Below are 22,700 nucleotides of genomic sequence, written 5' to 3'. Positions count from 1 at the left end.
CATCCCAGGCTTGCAACTTTCGCCGTGCGTTGATGCCGAAATATCGGTGGACCCGATTCCCCGCGCCGCGAGTACGTCATCGACTCCGGCCCCAGGTGGTTCATCCTGACGGAGGAGTGACATGAAACCCGCAAAGAACACAATCTGCCTTTGGTACGATGGCGATGCCGAGGATGCGGCGCGGTTTTACGCCAAAACCTTTCCCGATTCCTCCGTCGGCGCGGTGCATCGTGCACCGGGCGACTTTCCATCGGGGAAGAAGGGGGACGTGCTGACCGTCGAGTTCACCGTGATGGGCATACCCTGCATCGGGCTCAACGGCGGAGCCGCGTTCAAGCACAGCGAAGCGTTCTCGTTTCAGGTCGCAACGGATGACCAGGCCGAAACCGATCGCTACTGGAACGCGATCGTCGGCAACGGCGGCCAGGAAAGCGCGTGCGGCTGGTGCAAGGACAAATGGGGACTGTCCTGGCAGATTTCACCCGTCGTCCTGACGCAAGCGGTGACCGATCCCGATCCCGCCGTCGCCAGGCGCGCATTCGATGCGATGATGCGGATGAAAAAGATCGACATCGCCGCAATCGAGGCGGCGATCCGCGGTTGAGACTGCGTCGTCGAAATCACTGCAAAGTGGGACCACCTCACCTCAGGTAGTCGCCACCAGCAACTCTTCCGTATTGTCGGGCGGACGCAGTCCATCCGTCCTGCCGGCGAAGTAGCGCTCGGCAATCGCCGCGGTCGATACATGCCGGACTTCCCTGAAGCCTGCCTCGCGCCCCAGCGCCAGCATCTCCTCCGGCCGGAAGAAACTGAGGAAGGGCGTGCCATTCGCCTTCGCTCCCGCGATCGCCCGCTCGATACCGGGTCGTACTTCCGGGTCCGCCATCTCCACCGGCAGCAGGAACGACATGGCCAGCGTGGAGCCCGGCGCGAGCGCCGCCACCTGCCGCAGCGTCGCCATGATCGCCTCCAGGGTCAGGTACATGCTGACGCCGGTGGACGCCACCACCGCCGGCCGCCCGGAGTCGAAGCCCGACGCCGTCAGCCGCTCCCACCATCCATCGCCCGCCTCGAAGTCCACCGGCACCAGCCGCAGGTACGCGGGAACCCCAAGGCCGACGTCGATCAATCGCTGTCGCTTCCACGCCTGCGGGCCGGGCTCATCGATCTCGAACACCGTCAGGCGCGAGGCAAGCTCCGCCCGCCGCTGGGCAAAGGTATCTAGCCCCGCGCCGAGAATGACGTACTGCCCCACGCCCCGCCCCGCCTGCTCCACCACCAGGTCCTCGATGAAACGCGCACGGCCCACGATGGAGGCGCGGAAAGCCTGCGTGAACGGCCCCATGTCCGGCCGCTTGCGCCATCCCGCATCCGGCGCCACCAGCTTCAAGCCGACTTCGTCCTCGAGCACATGCGGCGGCGCATCGGCCAGCACATGCAGCGCCCGCCACAAGGCAACCCGCACCGCCGTGTCCTCCGGCGCCACCGCGTTCCTGTCGGCCATGACGTTCTCCTTCCTGGTTCCGGCTGCCATTCAGTCTACCCAAAACGACATCAGCCACCCTTGGCACCTTCACGCCAAGGGTGGCTGACTTGAACATCTCCGGCAAAACTACTCCCTCAACCCCGAGGGAGTCGTCCGCTACTCAGGCAAGATCGAACCGATCCAGGTTCATCACCTTGCCCCAGGCCGCCACGAAGTCCTTGACGAAGGTCTCCTTGGCATCGTCGCTGGCATACACCTCGGCGATGGCGCGCAGCTGCGAGTTCGAGCCGAAGACCAGATCGACACGCGAGGCGGTCCACTTCACCGCGCCGGTCGCGCGATCGCGTCCTTCGTACTCGCCTTCCGTGGAAGACGGATGCCACTGCGTCCGCATGTCGAGCAGGTTGACGAAGAAATCATTGGTCAGCGCGCCCGGCCGCTGCGTGAAGACACCCAGCTTGCTGCCCTTGAAGTTGATGTTCAGCGCGCGCAGGCCGCCGACCAGCACCGTCATCTCCGGCGCCGTCAGCTTCAATAATTGCGCCCGGTCCACCAGCAGCTCCTCCGCCGGGCTCTGCTGCCCTGCGCGCAGGTAGTTGCGGAAGCCATCGGCAACCGGCTCCAGGTAGGCGAACGACTCCACATCGGTCTGCGCCTGGCTGGCATCCGTGCGGCCCGGCGAGAACGGCACCTTCACCACGTGCCCGGCCTTCCTCGCCGCTTCCTCCACCGCCGCGCAGCCGCCCAGCACGATCACGTCGGCCAGCGAGACCTTCTTGCCGCCGGCATTGAACGCCGCCTGCACCGCTTCCAGCTTCTGCAAGGCCGCCGCCAGTTCGGCCGGCTGGTTCACTTCCCAATCCTTCTGCGGCGCGAGACGGATGCGCGCGCCATTGGCGCCGCCGCGCATATCGGAACCGCGGAACGAAGCCGCCGCGGCCCAGGCCGTGCCGACCAGCTGGGACGTCGTGAGTCCCGCGGCAAGGATCTTCGCCTTCAGCGCGGTGATGTCCGCCTCGCCGATCAGCGCATGATCCACCACCGGCAACGGATCCTGCCACAGCAGTTCTTCCTTCGGCACCAGCGGTCCCAGGTATCGCGCAATCGGCCCCATGTCGCGGTGCGTCAGCTTGTACCAGGCCCGCGCGAACGCGTCGGCCAGGGCCTGCGGATTCTCATGGAAGCGCTTGGAGATCGGCCCGTAGATCGGGTCCATCCGCAAGGCCAGGTCCGAGGTCAGCATGAACGGCGCCTGCCGCTTGGACGGATTGTGCGCATCGGGAATCGAGCCCGCCCCGGCGCCGCCCTTCGCGGTCCACTGGTGCGCGCCGGCCGGGCTCTTGGTCAGCTCCCACTCGTAGCCGAACAACGCGTCGAAGAACCCATTGCCCCACTTCACCGGCGTCGTGGTCCACGCGCCCTCCAGGCCGCTGGAAATGGTGTGCTCGCCCTTGCCGCTGCCGAAACTGTTCTTCCAGCCGAAGCCCTGCTCCTCGATGCTCGCGCCCTCCGGCTCGGGGCCGACGTACTTGCCGGGATCCGCCGCGCCATGGCACTTGCCGAAGGTATGGCCGCCCGCAATGAGCGCCACCGTCTCCTCGTCGTTCATCGCCATGCGGCCGAAGGTTTCGCGGATGTCGCGCGCCGAAGCCAGCGGGTCCGGATTGCCGTTGGGGCCCTCCGGATTGACGTAGATCAGGCCCATCTGCACCGCACCCAGCGGATTCTCCAGGCTGCGGTCGCCGCTATAGCGCTCGTCGCCCAACCACTTGCCTTCGGGGCCCCAGTAGATATCCTCCTGCGGCTCCCACACGTCCGCACGGCCGCCGGCATAGCCGAAGGTCTTGAAGCCCATCGACTCCAGCGCCACATTGCCGGTGAGGATCATCAGGTCGGCCCAGGAAATCTTGCGGCCGTACTTCTGCTTGATCGGCCACAGCAGGCGGCGCGCCTTGTCCAGGCTCACGTTGTCCGGCCAGCTGTTGAGCGGCGAGAAGCGCTGCGTGCCGTAGCCCGCCCCGCCGCGCCCGTCGCCCACACGGTAGGTGCCCGCGCTGTGCCAGGCCATGCGGATGAAGAACGGCCCATAGTGCCCGAAGTCCGCCGGCCACCAGTCCTGCGAATCCGTCATCAGGGCCTGGAGATCCTTGATCACCGCGTCCAGGTCGAGGCTCTTGAATTCAGCGGCATAGTCGAAATCCTTGTCCATCGGATCGGACAAGGAGGAATTCTGGTGCAGCACCTTCAGGTTGAGCTGGTTCGGCCACCAGCCCGCATTGGTCTGGGCCCCGGCCAACGAGTGTTTACGGCCGCCGCCCGTAACCGGGCACTTGGATTCTGCAGACATGATTCCTCCGCTTGTCAGATGATGTGAAAGTCGGCCAACCTTAACGCCTGCGTCCGGACTTAGAAAATCGTTTTGTCCTGGGCTGTTCATAGATTACGCCTATGAAGTTGCTTGCGCGCGAGAGCGCCGCTGCCCGTTGGCCACCGCATCTCATGACCGAACAGATGCCCGGGGACAATACCGGTCGGTCCATTGAACGCCTGGGCAAGATAAAAGATCATGACTCCGGCGACGAGGCATCCCGAGTCCGCCGCATCTCGCACTGAATTGCAGGTCAACGTGAAGCCTTGATGAAATCGACAAACGCGCGCAGCGGCGCCGGCAGCAGGCGCCGCCCGGAGTAGTAAAGGAAGGGCCCCGAGAAGCGCGGCCACCAGGGCTCGAGGATCGGTTCCAGCGCACCGCTGTCCAGGTGCGGACGCAGCCAGTCCTCGAACAGGTAGACGACTCCGGTGCCGGCGACCGCCGCATCCACCACGAGATCGGTCGCCGCCCCCACCTGCACGATCAGGGGACCGCCCGGATCGATCCGCACCACCTTGCCATCGCGCTCGAACTCCCACTCCGTCATCGCCCCGCTGCTGAAACGCCCGCGCAGGCAGGCATGGCGCAGCAGGTCGCGCGGATGCTTCGGCCGGCCGTGACGCTCAAGATAAGCAGGCGCAGCCGCCGCCGCGAAACGTTGCCAGCGCGGCCCCACCGGGATCGCGATCATGTCCTGCTCCAGCCGTTCCTCGTAGCGGATGCCGGCATCGCAGCCGGACGCCACGATATCGACAAAGCTGTCGTCCGCAATCACCTCCAGCACGATCTCCGGGCAAGCCGCGAGGAAGGCCGGAACGATCGCCGGCAACGCCAGCCGCGCCGCGCTGACCGGAACATTCAGCCGCAAGGTGCCCACGGGCCGGTCGCGGAAGCCGTTGACCACGTCGACCGCCGCTTCCACTTCGATCAGCGCCGGACCCAGCCGCTCCAGCAGCCGCTGCCCCGCCTCTGTCGGCACCACGCTGCGCGTGGTGCGATGGAGCAGCCGCACCCCCAGCTCGGTTTCCAGCCGCCGCACCGACTCGCTGAGCCGCGAAGCGCTGCTGCCGCTCAGGCGCGCGCCTTCGCGGAAGCCCTTGGCGCGCGCCACCGCGACAAAGGCATTGAGGTCGTTGAGGTCAATCTGCATTGTTCGCCATTCCGCACAGCCTGTGCGCTTTATACCGGATTATCGAACGAGCGGACAGCGCTTACGATGCCCCCACGTTTCAAGGAGATTCACCATGTCCAGCATCGAAGTCATGTCCGGTAAAGATAAGGCCGCCACCTTCCGCCTCGGCGGCCACACCGTGCTGCGCCTCGGCTACGGCGCCATGCAGCTCGCCGGCCCCGGCGTCTTCGGCCCACCCAGGGACCGCAAGGAAGCGCTCGCCGTACTGCGCGAGGCCGTCGCCGCCGGCGTCGACCACATCGACACCAGCGACTTCTACGGCCCCCACGTCACCAACCAGATCATCCGCGAAGCACTGCACCCCTACCCGAAGGATCTGCTCCTCGTCACCAAGATCGGCGCCCGCCGCGGCGCGGACGGCTCCTGGATCCCCGCCTTCTCACCCGCCGAGCTGACCCAGGCGGTCCACGACAACCTGCGCAACCTCGGCCTCGACGTCCTGGACGTGGTCAACCTGCGCGCCATGTTCGACATCCACGGCCCCGCCGAAGGCTCGATCGAAGCCCCGCTGACCGCGCTGGCCGAGCTCCAGCAAAAAGGACTGGTGCGCCACATCGGCCTGAGCAACGTCACCCCCGCCCAGATCGCCGAAGGCCGCAAGATCGCCCCCATCGTCTGCGTGCAGAACCAGTACAACCTCGCCCACCGGGACGACGACGCCCTCATCGACAAACTCGCCAAGGAAGGCACCGCCTACGTACCGTTCTTCCCCCTCGGCGGCTTCTCGCCGTTGCAGTCATCCACGCTATCGGATGTCGCAACCCGCCTCGGCGCCCCCCCCATGCAGGTCGCCCTCGCCTGGCTGCTGCACCGCGCCCCCAACATCCTGCTCATCCCCGGCACCTCGTCCGTCGCCCACCTGCGCGAGAACCTCGCCGCTGCGGAACTGAAACTGTCACCGGAAATCCTGGCGGAGCTGGACCAGATCGGCGCATAAGCCGGATCCGCCATAAAAAAGCCCGTCTCCGTTTCGAAACGGAGACGGGCCTTGTTCGCTCAAGGGCATCGCCTGCCTTCAGCAAAAACTCGAGTCGAATCGTCACCCCGGCGAACGCCGGGATCCAGTGCCTTGATTGCTCCGGCCTTCGCCGAAACGACGATTCCCGAACAGCTTTCTTAGCTCTTCGGCGCAGGAGCCGCTGCCGGAGCAGCCGGCGCGGCCGGTGCCGCAGGGGCCGCTGCCGCCGCGGGTGCCGGAGCCGCCGCATCGGCATCCTTCGCCCAAATACCCGAAGCCGCCATGCACTGCTTCTTGGTCTTCTTCATATCCATCGTGCCGTCCTGCTGCTTGCAGTGATGCGTCTGCGGCGTCCCCTGGTTCTTGGCATAAGCCGCGCCGCTGCCCACCGCGAGAATGACGCCAACGGCCGTGACGCGAAGCAGATTCGTGAATTTCATGTAATGGTCCTCCGGTTGATGGGTGCGATTAAGTATATCCATCCCGCAACGCCCATGATCCGTTTCCCGACCCGAAAGGAACCGGTGCACTTCCGCGAATCCATGCGGAGAAATCCTTGATGCCCTCATTTGATCTCCACTTCATCCGCGATCATGACCACCCCCTTCTGCTGTTGAGGCCAGACGCATAGCCCAGCCGCGGCTCGCTCCGCACGGGAGCATAGATGCCCTAAAACGGGCCGTCCGCTTCAACGCAGAGTCAGATGGTGCCCGCATCACTGAATGCCCGGCGGATTCATGGGGGGATCAAATCTGTCGCCCGTCAAGCGAGTGGTTTCGCGCTGATCTTCCGCGAACATCCAGAATGCAACCAGCGCCCCAAGCACTGGCAGCAACCAGATGAGCAATAGCTGGAGCGCCTTCTGGGACCCAATGTAGGCACGACTGAACAATACGCAAAACGAGACGATTGTATTCAATGCCAGCATAGAGCCACCGATGCCGAAGATGAGTGGCGACATCGTGCCTCCTAACCCACAAGCTCAGCAGCGGCCGAGCAACGCGAAGAACCCCGAGCGCGCCGCGATTGGGTGGTCGGAACCAGCGCATTGTTGAGCCATCTCACTGTGATGGAAACCCGGACGGCACGAAGTGACATCCGGGGCGTCGCTTTGCAGCGCGTCGTTAGAGCTGACTTGGTACACGATGAATACCTGCAACGCGGGAGAACACCAAGGCTGCCACGACGCCGGAGGCCCCGCACGTAGCGAACTCACCGAGCGTGATCGCGCCTGGCTGATTGATGAGGTAGATGTAAACAGCATATGCCTCCGAAAGAACGATTCCGCCAAGAAGGACCGTCCACCAATTGACCCACCCTAAAAGGCGACAAAGTCCGTAAAGAGGAACGCCACCAACGAATGTCACCGGAAACACGATGACTGCGCCAAAGATCGTGAAATGCAGCGCGACCGCCAACGGGTGATTCAGTCTGTCGGAAACGAAGATGACAGCGGTGAGCACGACAACGACCAGGGCCGCGAATGCGCTTGCGACGAATGCCAGTACCAGCCTTGCCATAAGTCAGCTCTAGCTCAACGCCTAAATCAAGCGGCGGACCCGCCGGAGGTGGGGCCGTCGGGGTGAATGCCTGGTTGGGCGCGGGAACTCAAATACCGCCACGACAAAAGCGCGCCAAAGGGGATGAGAAAGATCATTGCCAGCCAGAACAACACGGGGGTCATGCCGGAATATTGGTCAGCGGTGCGTAAGAGCGACCAACCCCATATCCAAAGAATGAAGCACTCAGCCATTCCGAGCCAAAATAACAGAAGCCCCAACGTGAGCGCGGGTTGGCAATACCGTGCAGCGGCACCAAATAACTCAGCGCCACGGACACCCACAATGATCACGAAGCCGAGCAGCAGCGTGTAGCAGGTGATACTGAATAGGTAGGGACGCTTAGGAAGAATAACGCTCACAAGCTTTCACGCTCCAACGCCGACCAGACCGAACACGGCCGCCACGCACTTGCGGTCCAACGCGACAGTCCATTCGGCAACCTCCCGATATTGCCCAGTACCCCCATCTTAAGCCCGATCAATTTTTCATGACGCGGTTGCAAAGCCATCAATCTGCTTCAATCCAGTAAGCGGCCAAACTAGGAAGTCTAACTTGCAAGTTTACCTTCTAATCTATACCATGCCCTCCCATGACCAAAGCCCAAAAGGAACTGGAAGAAGCCGCAACCGATCTTCTGCTCGCCATGGGCCAGATCGTGCGCAAGCTGCGCCTCGAATCCGCTTCCCATGAGCTGACCTGGACCCAGGTCGCCGTGATGGCGCGACTGGACCGGGGCGGCCCCGCCACCACCGCGGACCTCGCCCGCGCCGAAGCCATCAAGCCGCAGTCCATGGGCGCCACCCTCGCCTACCTCCAGGAACAGGGTGTGGTCGAGCGGCGCCCGCATCCCACCGACGGCCGCCAGTTCGTCTTCAGTCTCACCGAGGCCGGCCACCGCATCCGCGAAAAGGCCAGCGCCGACAAGCGCGCCTGGCTGATGAAAGCCATGGCCGAACTCTCCCCGGAAGAACGGCAGGCCCTGCTCGCCGCCATCGGGCCGATGCGCCGCCTGGTCCGCCCGTGAGCGCCGCGCCGGCAAGCACCGACGCAGGCATCACGCAAACAGCACCCCGCGAAATCAGCCTAGGCTTCCGCTTTCTGGCGCCGCTCTGCTTCGGCTCGATCCTCAACCCGATCAACTCCACCATGATCGCCACGGCCCTCTCGCCGATCCGGGCCGACTTCCACGCCACCGTCGCGCAGACCGGCTGGCTCATCGCCGGGCTGTATCTGGCCAGCGCCATCGCCCAGCCGACCATGGGCCGCATGGCCGACGTCTTCGGCCCGCGCCGCGTCTACCTTTTCGGCCTGCTGATGGTCGCCGTGGCCGGCATCGTCGGCGTCTGGGCGCCGTCCCTGCCGGTACTGATCGCCTCGCGCGTCGCCCTCGGCGTCGGCACCTCCGCCGCCTATCCCACCGCCATGGCCATCCTGCGCGCCCGCGCCGCCAGGCTCGGCGGCCCGCCGCCGCGCCGCGCCCTCAGCATCCTCACCTTCAGCGCCATCACCACCCTGGTCATCGGCCCCTCGCTCGGCGGCGCCCTCACCGCATGGTTCGGCTGGCAATCCATCTTCGGCGTCAACATCCCCATGGCCCTGATCGGCATCGCCCTGGTCCTGCTGTGGACGCCGAAGGACGAGCCGCGCACCGCCCCTGCCGGCCGCCTGCTGGCCGAATTCGACTTCGTCGGCGCCGCCCTGTTCGGCATCACCATTCTCGCCCTGATGCTGTTCCTGATGAACCTGCAGCACCCGCGCTGGCTGCTGCCGCCCTGCTTCCTCATCCTCGGCACGGCCCTGGTGCTGCACTCGCTGCGCCGCCCGGGCCCCTTCATCGACGTGCGCATGCTGGCCCGCAACCGCCCGCTCAGGCTGACGTACCTGCGCCTCGGCACCTACTCCATCCTCGCCTACTGCATGCTCTACGGCTTCGCCCAGTGGCTCGAAAACGGCCCCGGCTTCAGCAGCGCCAAGGCCGGCCTGATGACCCTGCCCCTGTCCATCGTCGCCGCCGCCTGCTCCATCATCGGCGGCCGCACCAAGGGCATCCGCATGCCGATGATCGTCGGCGCCGTCGCCATGCTCGCCGGCTGCCTCTCCCTGCTTTTCCTGCACAGCGGCAGCGCCACCGTGGCCTTCCTCGGCGCCGGCCTGCTCTTCGGCATCCCACAGGGCCTCTACAACACCTCCAACCAGGCCGCCATGTACGTGCAGGCGCCCGCCGCCGAAATGGGCGCCGCCGCCGGCCTCCAGCGCACGGCGCTCTACATCGGCGCCATCGCCGCCTCCAGCCTGCTCGGCTTCGCCTACGGCACCCGCCCCGACGACCAGGGCCTGCACCACCTCGCCCTCGCCATGAGCGTGCTCAGCGCCCTGCTCGTGCTGATGACCATCTTCGACCGCACCGTCCCCCGCGCCGCGCTCAAGCTCCCCGCCGCCAACTGACGGCCGCAGCCCCGCACCTACCCGCTGCCGCCAACACCGGCGATACTGGCCGGCGATTACCGACACCCCCGCCTGCAAGGAGAGCAAGGATGCGCATCGGATTCATCGGACTCGGCCACATGGGCGCGGCCATCGCCGCCAACCTGGCCAAGGCAAAACACGAAGTCGCCGTCTGGAACCGCTCGGCCGACAAGGCCAGGCCCCTGCTCGAAGCCGGCGCCACCCTTGCCAGAAGCCCCAGGGACGCCGCCGCCGGCAAGGACGTCGTCCTCACCATGCTCGCCGACGACTCCGCGCTCGAAGCCGTGCTGCGCGGCGAGGACGGCCTGCTCGCCGGCCTGCCCGCGGGCGCCCTGCACGTCTCCATGAGCACCATCGCCGTCGCCACCGCCGACCGCCTCAGCGCCCTGCATGCGGAGCACCGGCAGCGCTACCTCTCCGCCCCGGTATTCGGCCGCCCCGAGGCCGCGGCGGCGGCCAAGCTGTTCATCGTCGCGGCCGGCGCGGCGCAGGACATCACCACCGCCACACCCCTGTTCGAAGCCGTCGGCCAGCGCGTCTTCCAGGTCGGCGACAAGCCCTCCGCCGCCAACCTGGTCAAGCTCTGCGGCAACTTCATGATCCTCTCCGCCGTCGAAACCATGGCCGAGGCCATGACCCTGGCCGAGAAAGGCGGCGTGCCCAAGGCCAAACTATTTGAAGTAATAATCGGTACGCTGTTCGACGCCCCGGTCTACCGCACCTACGGCGCCATCCTGGTCGAACAGCGCTTCCGCCCCGCCGGCTTCGCCGCCCCGCTCGGCCTCAAGGACATGCGCCTGGTCGGCCAGGCCGCCGAAGCGCAGCGTGTGCCCATGCCCCTGCTCAGCCTGCTGCGCGACCACCTGCTGGAAACACTGGCCAAGGAAGGCGAGGACATCGACTGGTCCGGCATCGGCCGCACCATCGCCCGCAACGCCGGACTGTAAAGCCGCACCCGCACGCACAAACCTCCTGACATCGGCAGGATTGTGCAAAAGGTTGCGAGCTTCGGCCTAACGCGAAAAGCGTCCTGCGTGGTCTGATGGAGAATCGCCATCGCAAGGAGCATGACCATGCAGAAAACCTGGTTCATCACCGGCGCCAGCCGCGGCCTCGGCACTGAAATCGCCAAGGCCGCCCTGCGCGCCGGCGACCGCGTCGTCGCCGCCGGCCGCAAACGCGCCAGCGTCACCCAAAGCCTCGGCCCGGACAGCGAAAACCTGCTCGCGGTGGAACTCGACGTCACCGACTCCAGGCAGGCGCAAACCGCCGTCGACGCCGCCATCGCCCGCTTCGGCGCCATCGACGTGCTGGTCAACAACGCCGGCTACGGCCGCCTCGGCTTCTTCGAGGAAAACACCCTCGCCGACGTCAAGGAGCAGTTCGATACCAACGTGTACGGCGTCTTCAGCGTCACCTGGGCCGCACTGCCGCACATGCGCGCCGCCCGCGGCGGCCGCATCTTCAACCTCTCCTCCATTGCCGGCCTGCGCGGCACGGAATTCGGCTCGGTCTACTGCGCCAGCAAGTTCGCCCTCGAAGGCCATTCCGAATCCCTGGCGCAGGAACTCAAGCCCTTCGGCATCTTCGTCACCATCGTCGAGCCCGGCCCCTTCCGCACCGACTTCCTCACCCCCGGGTCGCTGCGCATCGGCGACAGGCCCGTGGCCGACTACGACGAGCGCCGCACCCAGCTCAAGGCCGCGTTCGAACAGCGCAACGGCCAGCAGCCCGGCGACCCGGTGAAGCTGGCGGATGGCATGGTGCGCCTGTCGCGTGAAGCCGCCCCACCGCTGCGCTTCGTCGCCGGCTCCATCGCCGTCGGCGCGTTCGAGGCCAAGCTGGATGAGATGCGTGCCGAGTTCGAACAATGGCGGCAGCTCGGCGTGGCTACCGACGGCGACTACGCCACCAAGGTGACGGCCATCCCCGGCCTGCCCACGCGCTGAATCCGCACACGTCCGGATCGAAGCCGGAATTGGGCCCCGGCGTCCTGCCCGTCGCCGGACAAGACGCTGGCGGATTCACCAGGCCTCAGGCCGCCGCCGCATCCGGCAACAGCCGGTCGAATTCCCGCTTCACCACCGCATAGCATTCGCAGGCTTCCCGCTCCAGCTTCGGCCGGTCGAGCACCGTCATGGTGCCGTCCTTGTAACTGATCAGCCCCGCCGCCTGCAGCGTCCCCGCCGCATCCGTCACGCCTTCACGGCGCACACCCAGCATGTTGGCGATCAAGCCCTGCGTCATCATCAGCTTGTTGTCCGCCAGCCGGTCCAGCCCCAGCAGCAGCCAGCGGCACAACTGCTGCGGGATCGAATGATGCTTGTTGCAGGCCGCCGTCTGCGTCGTCTGCACCAGCAGCGCCTGCGTGTAGCGCAGCAACAAACCCTGCAAGGCACCGCCGCGGCTGAATTCCCGCATCAGGAAAGACGCCTTCAAGCGGAAGGCCTGCCCATCGCTCTGCACCACCGCCCGCCCCGTCGTCGCCTCGCCACCCATGAACAGGGAGATGCCGACGATCCCTTCGTTGCCCACCATGGCGGTCTCGGCCGAATCGCCATCCTGCATCACATAGAGCAGCGAGACGATGCAGTCGATGGGAAAGTAAGCGTATGGCAGGGCCTCGCCGGCTTCGTACACCACCTGGCCCAGCTTCATCGGCACCACTTCCAGGTGCGGCGACAGGCGCGCGTGGTCCGCATCCGGCAGACAGGACAGAAGACGGTTTTTTTGCGGTTGGGCTGACAACGTCGGGCACTCCTCGGACGGATGGGAGTGCCGGTAGCGCAAGAATGACGGTAGACACAATCCCGCCAATCCCATTGATAGACCCAATGCCGCGCGCGCTCCGTGCGTTGCCGTACGTTTCGCCCGGCGCACACAAGCGTGCCGTCGGCCCCTGTCCGGAATCCCGCCGTCGTTGGTACGGCACCGAACCGACACCGCTGCCGCCAAGCCCTATCTTCAGCCTCGACCGGCCGCACTCACGGCGGGCCCCAAACAGGCTTCATCGCAACGGAGGGCGCGCAAGCATGATCCGACACCATGAAGCCCAGGATTCCCTCTCCGCCGACGCGGCACCGATGATCCTGTCGTCCAGCCTCATCGCGGCGCCGCTCCCGGGCTATGCCCCCATCCAGAGCAGCGCCTACAGCAATCGCGACGCGGCCGCGAACCACCCGTTTTCCGGCTACGGGACGCAGCTGTCGATCATCATCCTGATGGTCATGGCCGTCATGGCCTTGCTGATCCTGCTGAAAGCCGCCGCCAACCGCCTGCGCTTCGCCGTATCAACCAGAACCGTCGGAAACGTCTACTTCGTCAGGTCCGGGAGCCACGGATACACCATCAACCGCCGCTAGCGCCGCACGGCAGGCCCTGGACAATCCCGCCGCAGTGGCCGTCTGAAGCCGGTTTCGCCGTTTTCACAAAGCGCGCCGCGGCTAGCCGATTAGGTTTCACCATACCCCGCGGGTATCATCGGGACTGGATCTGACGACCCCGTCAACATCCGGGCGGCACCGCATCACGCCGCCACCGGAAGGATGCGCCAAGGCGCCTGGCGCAACAGGGCCGTCGCGGAGGCAAGCGATGAACGGAATGGATACGGTCGGCAACAAGGAAGACGAAGACGCATCGGCGGAAGCCCTGCCCGGCGGCTCCGCCCCCTGGAACGACCAGCAGACCTGGCGCCGGCTGTTCGAGCAGTTGCCCGCTCCCGTCTATGCCTGCGACCCCGCCGGACGGGTGATCTTCTTCAACGCCGCCGCCGCGGCGCTGTGGGGACGCGAGCCGCGCATCGGCCACGACCTCTGGTGCGGCTCCCTGCACATCCTCCGGCCCGACGGCAGCCGCCTGCCCCTCGAGCAGTGCCCCATGGCCCTCGCCCTGCGCGACCAGCGCGCGGTCCGCGCCATGGAAATGGAAATCGTCATCGAACGCCCCGACGGCAGCCGCCGCCGCGTCATGTCCCACCCGCAGCCTGTCTTCACCGCCACCGGCGTTTTCGCCGGCGCCTTCAACCTGCTGCTGGACATCACCGACTACAAGGAGGCCGACGAACTGCGCGGCCGCCTCACCGCCATCATCCGTTCCTCCGACGACGCCATCATCAGCAAAAGCCTCGACGGCATCATCACCAGCTGGAACAACGGCGCCGAGCGCCTGTTCGGCTACACCGCCGAGGAAGCCGTCGGCCGCCCGGTCACCATGCTCATCCCCGAAGACCGCATCGACGAAGAGCCCGAAGTGCTGGCACGGATCCGCCGCGGCGAAACCATCGACCACTACGAGACCATCCGCCGCCGCAAGGACGGCTCCATGATCAACATCTCGCTCACCGTCTCGCCCATGACCAACACCCAGGGCCAGATCGTCGGCGCCTCCAAGATCGCCCGCGATATCAGCGAGCGCAAGGATGCCGACCACGCGCGCAACATGCTCGCCGCCATCGTCCAGTCCTCCGACGACGCCATCATCAGCAAGGACCTCAAGGGCATCATCACCAGCTGGAACCGCGGCGCACAGCGCCTGTTCGGCTACACCGCCCTGGAAGCCGTGGGCCGGTCCATCACCATGCTGATTCCGCCGGAGCGCATCAAGGAAGAACCCCATGTGCTGTCCCGCATCGTCCGCGGCGAGTCCATCGAACACTTCGAAACCGTCCGCCGCCACAAGAGCGGCGCCCTGCTCGACATCTCGTTGACCGTATCGCCGATCATCAACGCACAGGGCAAGATCATCGGTGCCTCCAAGATCGCGCGCGACATCTCCGAGCGCAAGCGCGCCGAAAAAGCCCTGGCCGACGCCGACCGCCGCAAGGACGAATTCCTCGCCACCCTCGCCCACGAACTGCGCAACCCGCTGGCGCCGCTGCGCACCAGCCTCGAATACCTGCGCCAGTCCGGCCTCAGCGCCGCGCCGCCGGCGCAGGTCATCGAAATCATGGGCCGGCAGGTCGACCACATGGTGCGCCTGATCGACGACCTGCTGGAAATCTCCAGGATCTCCCGCGGCATCATCGAACTGAAGCAGGAAACGCTGTGCCTCAGCGACGCCGTCAACGACGCCATCGAAATCAGCCGTCCCATGATCGAGCCCCGCGGCCATCGCCTCGAAATATCGCTCGCGCCCGATGCCCTGCAGGTCCACGGCGACCGCGTGCGCCTGGCCCAGGTCTTCGCCAACCTGCTCAACAACGCCGCCAAATTCACCCCGCCCGGCGGGACCATCCGCCTCTCGCTCGAACGGCAGGAAGGAATGGCCGTGGCGCGCGTCAGCGACACCGGCAACGGCATCCCGCAGGACAAACTGGAAGACATTTTCGAGATGTTCACCCAGGTGCGCGGATCCGGACAGGCCGCGTCCGGTGGCCTGGGCGTCGGCCTGTCGCTGGTCCGCCGCCTGCTCCAGATGCACAGCGGCACCGTCCAGGCCCACAGCGCCGGTCCCGGCCTCGGCAGTGAATTCACCGTGCGCCTGCCCCTCGCCGTCCCGGTCGTGCAGCACCTGGAGACACCGCCATCGCACCCGGCCAAAGCGGGCCTCGACCCCGATCCCGCGACGCGCGCGGTTCCGCGCCGCGTACTGCTGGTCGACGACAACCGCGACGCCGTCGAAGCCATGGCCATGCTGCTCGAATCGCTCGGCCACGAAGTCCACGTCGCCTACAACGGCCCCGACGGTCTGGCCCAGGCCGAAGCCCTGCGCCCGGAAGTCGTACTGCTCGATATCGGCATGCCCGGCATGAGCGGCTACGATGTCGCCGACGCCCTGCGCCTGCAACCCTGGGGCAAGTCCCTGCGCCTCATCGCCCTCACCGGCTGGGGCCAAAGCTCCGACCGCGCCCGCACAGCGGAAGCCGGGTTCGACCACCACCTGGTCAAACCCATCGACTTCGACTCCCTCGAACAACTTCTGACCGCGCCGCCGCAGCAGATCGTGCATTGAGCGAACCGTCGCCCCGGACATTGATCCGGGCCAGATGCCGTGACGCCAGTACAAAGCATTACGAATACATCAACACCGCCCCCATCAGCATCATCGCGCCACCGAGCGCCAGCAGCATGCCGCTGCCGTCCGCCGCCAGCCTGTCCACCAGCGAACTCCAGCCATGTTGCATTCCAGACTCCTGGGCAGCCGGATACCGGCTGCGCGATGCGGAGGACTTCACGTACCCCCTCTATCGGGATTCCAGCCCGACTCCCGTCATCGTCCCGCGCCTCACTTTTGCCCGTAAGCCCGGTGTAATGCGCGCATGCACTGGCAATTAATTGATTCAATTGCATAAAGCACCCGCGCATCCACCACGGTGCAACCCTGTTATGGTATTTTCCGCGCCCGATCCGGTTTCTCTCCCGGCTGCCGCGAACTTCGCCGCCTGGCGCCGATCTAACCCGGGTCGCCCCGTTCATTTGAAGCCCTGAAGTCACCCATGGTCCTGCGCCACCGTTTCCTGCTGCTGGCATTGATCCTCCTGACAGGAACGGCCCGGGCCGTCGGTACCCCGGCGCCGTTCGACCTCAGCGGCCCCACGCTCGAGGTCAAGGTCAGCCGTGGCGGCAAGGATCTGCCGGCCTCCCAGGTGCCCAACCTCGCCGCCGGCGACAAGCTGTGGATCAAGGCGGATCTGCCGCCGACCCAGTCCGCCCACTACCTGCTGGTTGCCGCCTTCCTCAGCGGCGCCACCAACCCGCCGCCGGAAAGCTGGTTCTATCCCTGCAAGACCTGGAAGGCCAAGTGCGGCAGCGAGGGCCTCAGCGTCACCGTGCCGGCCGACGCGCAGCAGGTGCTGCTGTTCCTCGCCCCCGAAACCAGCGGCGATTTCCGCACCCTGGTCAGCGCCGTGCGCGGCCGCCCCGGCGCCTTCGTCCGCGCCACCCAGGACCTCAACCAGGCCGCGCTCGACCGCTCGCGCCTGGAGCGCTACCTCAGCACCATCCGCGTGGTCGACCAGAACACCCCCTCCGAACTGAAGGATCTCGCCCCGGTGCTGGCGCGCAGCCTGGCGATCAAGGTCGACGAGAAATGTCTCGACCGCGTCCCCGAGTTGCAGGCGCCCTGCCTGATGCAGGGCCAGGAATCGCTGATCCTGAATGACGGCCACAGCACTTCCATCGTCGAGGCGCTCACTTCCGGCCCCGGCACCGATCTGCTGATGGAAGCCAGCACCACGCCGCAACTCGGCTACGGCTACTACAGCCCCTACATCGCCTCGGTCGTCGACATCGCGCGCATCCTCGACTCCTTCCGAACCGCGCAGTACCAGTACATCCCCGCCCTGGCGGCGCAGCGCGGCGACAAGCTGGCCCTGACGCTGAACGCCCCGCCTTCCTTCAACGATCCGAAGTCGGTGCTGGTGGTCGCGTTGCCGGCCGTCGAGCAGCCGCAGTTGCCGCCGCTGCACGCGGTCGATCCCAAGGAGGTCTATTGCTCCAGCCGCACCTCCATGGTGCTGCCGGTCGAAGGCGCGCCACTGGTGTTCTCCACCGGCTACGCCCACGACATCACCCTCACCCTCAGCGGCACCGACGGCAAGACCATCGCCCTGCCGGCCAAGGCCGACGCATTACAGGGCGGCTACGTCGTCGACACCTCCGGCCTGCGCGGCGCCAGCCTGGGCGAGAGTGTGCACGCCTCGCTGCAAGGCTACTGGGGTTTCGAGCCCTACCAGGGCCCCGGCTTCCAGTTGCGCAACGCCCACGCAACGTCCTGGGCCTTGGCCGATGGCGACCAGCAGGCGCTGATCGTCGGCCGCCAGGACACCGTACACCTGCGCGCCGACAGCGTCAGCTGCGTCGATGGCATCATGCTCAAGGATCCGGCCGGCAAGGAATTGAAAGCCGACTGGAAGCGCATCAGCCCCAATGAAGTCGAAGTGAAGCTGCCGCTGCAGGACGCCCAGCCCGGCGCCATGACCCTGATGGTCACGCAGTACGGTCTCGCCACGCCGCTGCCGATCCCGATCCAGGGCTTCGCCGACGCCGGCCACCTCGACGGCTTCGCCATCCACGCCGGCGATACGCAGGGCATCCTCAAGGGCAGCCGCCTCGACGAAGTCACCGGCCTCAACATCGGCAACGTCGCCTTCGTCCCCGGCAATCTCACCAGCAAGAAGGGCAACGACGAGCTGGTGATGCAGGCGCAGGACCCGCAGGCCGCCGCCGCGCTCAAGCCCGACTCCAGCATCACCGCCAAGGTGCGCGTCAAGGACGGCCGCAGCTTTCGCCTCGACGCCTCGATCGATGCGCCGCGCCCGCGCGTTGCCCTCATCACCAAGAACATCCAGCCCTCGCGCTCCAGCGGCGACAGCAACATCCAGCTCGCCAACCAGGACGAGCTGCCGCAGGACGCGCGCCTCACCTTCTCGGTGCGCACGCAGATCCCGGCCAGCTTCGGCCGCGACCAGAGCATCGAAGTCGCCACCGCCGACGAGTCCTTCTCCGCCACCCTCGGCCTCGCCAACGGCGGCATCCGCCTGGCCGACGCCAAGGTGGCGGTGGCCACGCTCGATCCGGTCAAGGCCTTCGGCCCCTCCGCCTTCGGCCCGCTGCAATTCCGCGTGGTGGCCAACGGCGTCCCCGGCGACTGGCAACCCCTGGCCAACCTGGTGCGCCTGCCGGCGCTGAAGGAACTGAAGTGCCCCGCCTCACCCGAGCTGGGCTGCAAGCTCGCCGGCGCCGACCTGTTCCTGCTCGACTCGGTTTCCTCCGATCCGCAGTTCCAGCACCCGGTGGAAGTCCCCGACGGCTTCACCGGCTACAGCCTGCCGGTGCCGCGCCCGGCCGACGGCCATCTCTATCTCAAGCTGCGCGACAACCCCAACACCATCAACATCGCCGCGCTCGAAACCAAGATCCTGCCGCCCGCGCCCGACGATCACGCCGTGAGCAAACAGGACGCCGCGCATCCCGAGGCCGCTCCGGCCTCCGCACCGGCGCCAGCGGCAACGCCGGCGCCGGTGCCGGTCAGTGCGCCGGCCAGCCCGCCGCCGCACACCAGCGAAGCCGCGCCGGCTCCGCAAGCGGCGCCGGCCGCCGATCCGGCCACCACGGCCGACAGCGCCCACGCCAGCTGAATCCGAGCGGCTCGCGGCTTTTCCGCTGCGCCGGATTTCTTGAACTATGCGAACCGGGTGATGCCTGAACTATAGGCGTCGCCGAATACGCGCATGGATTGCGAACGTATGGGCCGACGCTTGCAGCTGCACCCACCCGCAAGCATCGAGGAGATCAAGCATGGAAGCACATACCGGAAATGGTGCCTCAAGGCACAGCCGTGAAGTCAGCAAGGCGGCGCAATCCGTCGGCGAGTCCTCGTCCGCACTGACGCAGGAATTCAACAACTTCGTCACCGACATCGAAGACCTCATCAAATCCAGCGCCTCGCTTTCCGGCGAAGAGTTGAGCAAGGCCAAGGACAAGATCAAGCAGCGCATCGACTCCGCCAAGGAAGCCTTCGGCGAAACCACCGAAAACGTCACGGCCCGCGCCCGCAAGGCCGTGGCCGCCACCCATCAGTATGTGTCCGAAGAGCCCTGGAAAGCCGTCGGCGTGGGTGCCGCGGTCGGCTTCCTGCTCGGCGTAGCGGTCGCACGCCGCCCGCAGTAAACGGCGCCAGCCGTGACTGGCTCGCCCGAAAGGTCGCCCGGCGCACTGGCCATCGAGTTGCTCGATGCCATGCGCATCGCCCGCGCGACGGGCGGCCTGCTGCTGGACCACAGCCTGCTGGCCGCCGAACTGGTGCGTCTCGACTGGCAGGAAGAGAAAGCACGGCTCAGGCAACTCGTGCTGATCAACCTGCTCGGCGCGATCCTGGTCGGGTTGACCCTGCTGCACGCCAGCGCACTCGCCATCGCCGCCGCATGGGATACGCCGTATCGGCTCTACGTGGCGGCGGCGATGCTGCTGCTCTTCGCCGCCGCCACCTGGTTTGCCTGGAAGCGCCTGCAGCGCCTGTCCGATGAAGGGGATCGCCAGTTCGAAGCGTCCCGCGAACAAATCCAGAAAACCATCGACCTGCTCAAACGCCACCTATGAACCAGCCCGCCGAAGCCGTGGACGCAAGAGCCGCCCTGCAACGCCGCCTGGCCGAGCAGCGGCAACGCATGGAATACCTGCTCTCCCCCGACCTGCCCGCCTCCGCCAGGCTCGCCCCCATGCAAGCCGGCGGCTTCCCGCGCAGCCAGACCATGCGCCTGCTGATGAGCGAACCCGCCATCCTCACCGGTCTCGCCACTCTTGCCGCGCGCGCTTTCGGTCCCAGACTGATGAGCATTGTCCACGCCTTCGGCGTCGCGTTCCGGATAGCAAGAATGTTCGGAACCAACCGCGCCCCGCGCAGGGTGGAATAAGCCTGTCCCGAGTGCGTTGCGTAGCAACGTGTATCGAGGGGCGAAGCGCATTGCGCCTATATCTCCTGTCCGGCGGAGCGCTCGCGCAACAGCAACACCGCGACAAAACTCACCAAGGCCGCGGCGGTGATATAAAACCCCACCCACGAAAGCCCGCCGCGCGCCAGCAACAACTGCGCGGCAAACGGCGCCAGCGAAGCCCCAAGTATGCCGCCGAGGTTGTAAGCCGCCGACGCTCCCGTATACCGGACCTCCGCCGGAAACAGCGAAGGCAGCAGCGAACCCATCGGCGCGAAGATCAGCCCCATCAAGCCAAGCTCCAGCACCAGGAACACCAGCGCATGCGGCGCATCCGCCGCTCCCAGCAGGGGCGACAGGGCAAAGCCCGACAGGCCCGTCAACACCAGGCCCGCCAGCAATACACGGCGACAGCCGAAGCGATCCGCCAGAGCCGCCGACACCGGCGACATTGCCGCCATGGCCACCGCCGCCGCGCACATCAGTTGCAGGAACTGGCCGCGCGGAATGTGCCCGATGCGCACGCCGTAATCGAGCGCGAACACGGTCGAGATATAGAAGATCGCGTAGCAGGCGACGATGGCCAGCGCGCCCAGCACGAGATTCCGGCTGTGATGACGCAGCACCTCCGCCAGCGGCACCCGCACCTGCGCCCCGCGCGCGGCGAGGCGCGCGAAGGCCGGCGTCTCTTCCAGCCGCGTGCGCACATACAGGCCCACCAGCACCAGCAGCGCGCTGGCCAGGAAGGGAATGCGCCAGCCCCAGCTGGCGAACTGCCGGTCGGTCAGCACCAGCAGCAACACGAGGAACAAGCCGTTCGACAGCAGGAAGCCGAGCGAAGGCCCGAGCTGCGGAAACATGCCGAACCAGGCGCGGCGTCCGGGCGGCGCATACTCGGTCGACAGCAGCGCCGCACCACCCCACTCGCCGCCCAGCCCGATGCCCTGCCCCAGCCGCAGCAGGCACAGCAGGGCCGGCGCCAGCGCGCCGACACTCGCGTACCCGGGCAGCACGCCGATCAGCGCCGTGGAAAGACCCATCGTCATCATCGACGCCACCAGAGTCGACTTGCGCCCGACGCGATCGCCGAAATGCCCGAACAGGAACGAGCCCAGCGGCCGCGCCAGAAAGGCGATGCCGAAGGTGGCGAACGCCGCCAGCGACTGGGCACCGGAAGCCCCGGGCGGAAAGAACATCTGCCCCAGCACCAGCGCCGCCGCCGTGCCGTAGATATAGAAATCGTAGAACTCGATCGTGGTACCGACCAGGCTCGCCATCATGATGCGCCCGGTGCCGGGGGCGGCGGATGAGGACCGCGGCATGCCGCCTGTTGCTGTGCTCAAATCATCTCTCGTCTGATCTCGAGTGTGCCGGGCGGCAGCGGGTTCAGCCATGATCGACATTCCCTTGCCGGACAAAAATTGAATAAAGGCTCCGCGCCGATGCTGGGACGCGCGGCCGAGCCGAAGTGTGAATGCCGGCGGCGTGCACGGCAATTCTTCTCCGCTCCATCACCGCTGCACCATTCAATCTTCCATCGATCAAAAGTACTGGTATGGAACAGTCCCGCGCCATCGGAGCCCACGTGCCGCAAGCGTCACCCAGGCGCCGCGCACATCAGGGGCCGATTTTCACCATGCGTGCCATGCGTGCCAAGGGCTTTTGTTGGCACGCATGCGGCGAGCGAACGGAACAAACCAGGGGGTCAGCAGGCCTGGGGCGATCGGAAGACGGGGAGCAAGATCCGGACTAGAGCTGCGGCCACTGGAACTTCGCCGCCGCCATCAGGAACAAGGTGGAAACCCCCAGCACCACGATGGCGAAGCTGCGCCGCGAAACCGCGAGGTAAGCATCGGGAAAGGCGGCGGCTTTCTGCTGCGCGCGCGTGGAGCGGAAGACCAGCACCAGGATCAGGACGCTGCCGGACCCCACCGCCAAGGTCTCCAGCGAATGGCTCAGCGAGGGCAGCCAGCCCGAGAGCCGCAGCAGGCTCGGCAGCAGCATGATCGCAGCCACCAATGCGACGGGCATCACCAGCCGGCGCCTGGCACCGGCCCATTGCCGCTCGAACCGGGGGAGGGCGGCGCGCATCAGCGGGGTCAGCTGCAGGCGCGCGCGCCGCATCAGGATTTCATTGGCCAGCAGCGCCGAAAGGAAGGCCGAGATGGCGGTGGACATCCATAGATCGAGCATCGACCCTCCCCTTTCCGGCGGCGCCTGACTGCGGCGCTTTTCCCAACGATGCGGCCCCACGCTTACGGAAAGCTTACACAGGCCATTTCCAGTTTATTTGACA

The 22,700-nt window shown here is 66.4% G+C and carries 22 protein-coding genes; 12 read left to right on the top strand and 10 right to left on the bottom strand.

What is annotated here, in order from left to right:
• Positions 1-121: 121 nt before the first annotated feature.
• On the top strand, positions 122-604 hold the full coding sequence (locus tag BP26_RS0105240) for a VOC family protein (protein ID WP_029919524.1): 483 nt from the start codon (positions 122-124) through the stop codon (positions 602-604).
• A 42-nt stretch (positions 605-646) separates the two neighbouring features.
• Here BP26_RS0105240 and BP26_RS0105235 read toward each other — a convergent pair whose 3' ends face one another.
• The 3 genes from BP26_RS0105235 to BP26_RS0105225 all read right to left on the bottom strand — a co-directional run bounded on the left by BP26_RS0105235 (position 647) and on the right by BP26_RS0105225 (position 5,007).
• Complete coding sequence (locus BP26_RS0105235; protein WP_029919523.1) at positions 647-1,504, bottom strand: class I SAM-dependent methyltransferase; 858 nt, start codon at positions 1,502-1,504, stop codon at positions 647-649.
• A 142-nt stretch (positions 1,505-1,646) separates the two neighbouring features.
• On the bottom strand, positions 1,647-3,833 hold the full coding sequence (katG, locus tag BP26_RS0105230) for a catalase/peroxidase HPI (protein ID WP_029919522.1): 2,187 nt from the start codon (positions 3,831-3,833) through the stop codon (positions 1,647-1,649).
• 274 nt (positions 3,834-4,107) lie between these two features.
• Positions 4,108-5,007 carry a LysR family transcriptional regulator gene (locus tag BP26_RS0105225; protein ID WP_029919521.1) on the bottom strand — a complete coding sequence of 300 codons (900 nt, stop codon included), beginning with the start codon at positions 5,005-5,007 and terminating at the stop codon, positions 4,108-4,110.
• Between the two features lie 112 nt (positions 5,008-5,119).
• On the opposite strand from BP26_RS0105225, the gene BP26_RS0105220 reads away from it, so the two are divergent.
• On the top strand, positions 5,120-5,986 hold the full coding sequence (locus tag BP26_RS0105220) for an aldo/keto reductase family oxidoreductase (protein ID WP_029919520.1): 867 nt from the start codon (positions 5,120-5,122) through the stop codon (positions 5,984-5,986).
• 179 nt (positions 5,987-6,165) lie between these two features.
• Here the strand turns inward: BP26_RS0105220 and BP26_RS30080 are convergent, their stop codons facing one another.
• From BP26_RS30080 to BP26_RS0105200, 4 genes are all read right to left on the bottom strand, one after another.
• The gene (locus tag BP26_RS30080; RefSeq protein WP_169740648.1) at positions 6,166-6,447 is read right to left on the bottom strand and encodes a hypothetical protein; all 282 of its coding nucleotides are present in this window, start codon (positions 6,445-6,447) and stop codon (positions 6,166-6,168) included.
• 275 nt (positions 6,448-6,722) lie between these two features.
• Positions 6,723-6,968: a hypothetical protein gene (locus tag BP26_RS0105210; RefSeq protein WP_029919518.1), complete on the bottom strand. Its 246-nt coding sequence runs from the start codon at positions 6,966-6,968 to the stop codon at positions 6,723-6,725.
• A 163-nt stretch (positions 6,969-7,131) separates the two neighbouring features.
• Positions 7,132-7,527, bottom strand: coding sequence for a hypothetical protein (locus tag BP26_RS0105205; RefSeq protein WP_029919517.1), 396 nt, complete (start codon positions 7,525-7,527; stop codon positions 7,132-7,134).
• A 26-nt stretch (positions 7,528-7,553) separates the two neighbouring features.
• Entirely contained in the window at positions 7,554-7,928 is a 375-nt protein-coding gene (locus BP26_RS0105200) for a hypothetical protein (protein ID WP_029919516.1), read from the bottom strand.
• A gap of 230 nt (positions 7,929-8,158) precedes the next feature.
• Between BP26_RS0105200 and BP26_RS0105195 the strand changes: the two genes are divergently transcribed.
• From BP26_RS0105195 to BP26_RS0105180, 4 genes are all read left to right on the top strand, one after another.
• A complete protein-coding gene (locus BP26_RS0105195; RefSeq protein ID WP_029919515.1) occupies positions 8,159-8,593 on the top strand; it encodes a MarR family winged helix-turn-helix transcriptional regulator in 435 nt (144 codons plus the stop codon).
• Complete coding sequence (locus tag BP26_RS0105190) at positions 8,590-10,014, top strand: MFS transporter (RefSeq protein ID WP_036516154.1); 1,425 nt, start codon at positions 8,590-8,592, stop codon at positions 10,012-10,014. Before BP26_RS0105195 ends, BP26_RS0105190 begins: the two co-directional genes overlap by 4 nt.
• A gap of 89 nt (positions 10,015-10,103) precedes the next feature.
• On the top strand, positions 10,104-10,982 hold the full coding sequence (locus BP26_RS0105185; protein ID WP_029919513.1) for an NAD(P)-dependent oxidoreductase: 879 nt from the start codon (positions 10,104-10,106) through the stop codon (positions 10,980-10,982).
• A gap of 126 nt (positions 10,983-11,108) precedes the next feature.
• Complete coding sequence (locus tag BP26_RS0105180; protein ID WP_029919512.1) at positions 11,109-11,984, top strand: oxidoreductase; 876 nt, start codon at positions 11,109-11,111, stop codon at positions 11,982-11,984.
• 85 nt (positions 11,985-12,069) lie between these two features.
• Here BP26_RS0105180 and BP26_RS0105175 read toward each other — a convergent pair whose 3' ends face one another.
• Positions 12,070-12,783: a Crp/Fnr family transcriptional regulator gene (locus BP26_RS0105175; RefSeq protein WP_029919511.1), complete on the bottom strand. Its 714-nt coding sequence runs from the start codon at positions 12,781-12,783 to the stop codon at positions 12,070-12,072.
• 284 nt (positions 12,784-13,067) lie between these two features.
• On the opposite strand from BP26_RS0105175, the gene BP26_RS0105170 reads away from it, so the two are divergent.
• The 6 genes from BP26_RS0105170 (at position 13,068) to BP26_RS0105135 (ending at position 20,386) form a co-directional block, all read left to right on the top strand.
• Entirely contained in the window at positions 13,068-13,397 is a 330-nt protein-coding gene (locus BP26_RS0105170; RefSeq protein WP_029919510.1) for a hypothetical protein, read from the top strand.
• A gap of 229 nt (positions 13,398-13,626) precedes the next feature.
• Complete coding sequence (locus tag BP26_RS0105160) at positions 13,627-15,984, top strand: PAS domain S-box protein (protein ID WP_084182817.1); 2,358 nt, start codon at positions 13,627-13,629, stop codon at positions 15,982-15,984.
• 484 nt (positions 15,985-16,468) lie between these two features.
• A complete protein-coding gene (locus BP26_RS0105150) occupies positions 16,469-19,111 on the top strand; it encodes a hypothetical protein (protein WP_157572371.1) in 2,643 nt (880 codons plus the stop codon).
• A 160-nt stretch (positions 19,112-19,271) separates the two neighbouring features.
• Positions 19,272-19,643, top strand: coding sequence for an ElaB/YgaM/YqjD family protein (locus BP26_RS0105145; protein WP_051748350.1), 372 nt, complete (start codon positions 19,272-19,274; stop codon positions 19,641-19,643).
• A gap of 12 nt (positions 19,644-19,655) precedes the next feature.
• Entirely contained in the window at positions 19,656-20,072 is a 417-nt protein-coding gene (locus BP26_RS0105140; protein WP_029919506.1) for a phage holin family protein, read from the top strand.
• Positions 20,069-20,386: a hypothetical protein gene (locus tag BP26_RS0105135; RefSeq protein WP_029919505.1), complete on the top strand. Its 318-nt coding sequence runs from the start codon at positions 20,069-20,071 to the stop codon at positions 20,384-20,386. The genes BP26_RS0105140 and BP26_RS0105135 overlap by 4 nt, the downstream gene beginning before the upstream one ends.
• Before the next feature lie 56 nt (positions 20,387-20,442).
• On the opposite strand, the gene BP26_RS0105130 is transcribed toward BP26_RS0105135, so the two are convergent.
• Together BP26_RS0105130 and BP26_RS0105125 are read right to left on the bottom strand one after the other, a co-directional pair.
• The gene (locus BP26_RS0105130) at positions 20,443-21,726 is read right to left on the bottom strand and encodes an MFS transporter (protein ID WP_029919504.1); all 1,284 of its coding nucleotides are present in this window, start codon (positions 21,724-21,726) and stop codon (positions 20,443-20,445) included.
• Between the two features lie 427 nt (positions 21,727-22,153).
• Positions 22,154-22,597 (bottom strand): hypothetical protein, encoded by a 444-nt coding sequence (locus tag BP26_RS0105125; RefSeq protein WP_157572370.1) that lies wholly within the window; start codon positions 22,595-22,597, stop codon positions 22,154-22,156.
• Positions 22,598-22,700: the final 103 nt, after the last annotated feature.

The organism is Nevskia soli DSM 19509 (genome assembly GCF_000711955.1).
In the GTDB taxonomy this organism is placed as follows: Bacteria; Pseudomonadota; Gammaproteobacteria; order Nevskiales; family Nevskiaceae; genus Nevskia; species Nevskia soli.
This window is presented reverse-complemented; position numbering and strand designations above follow the sequence as displayed.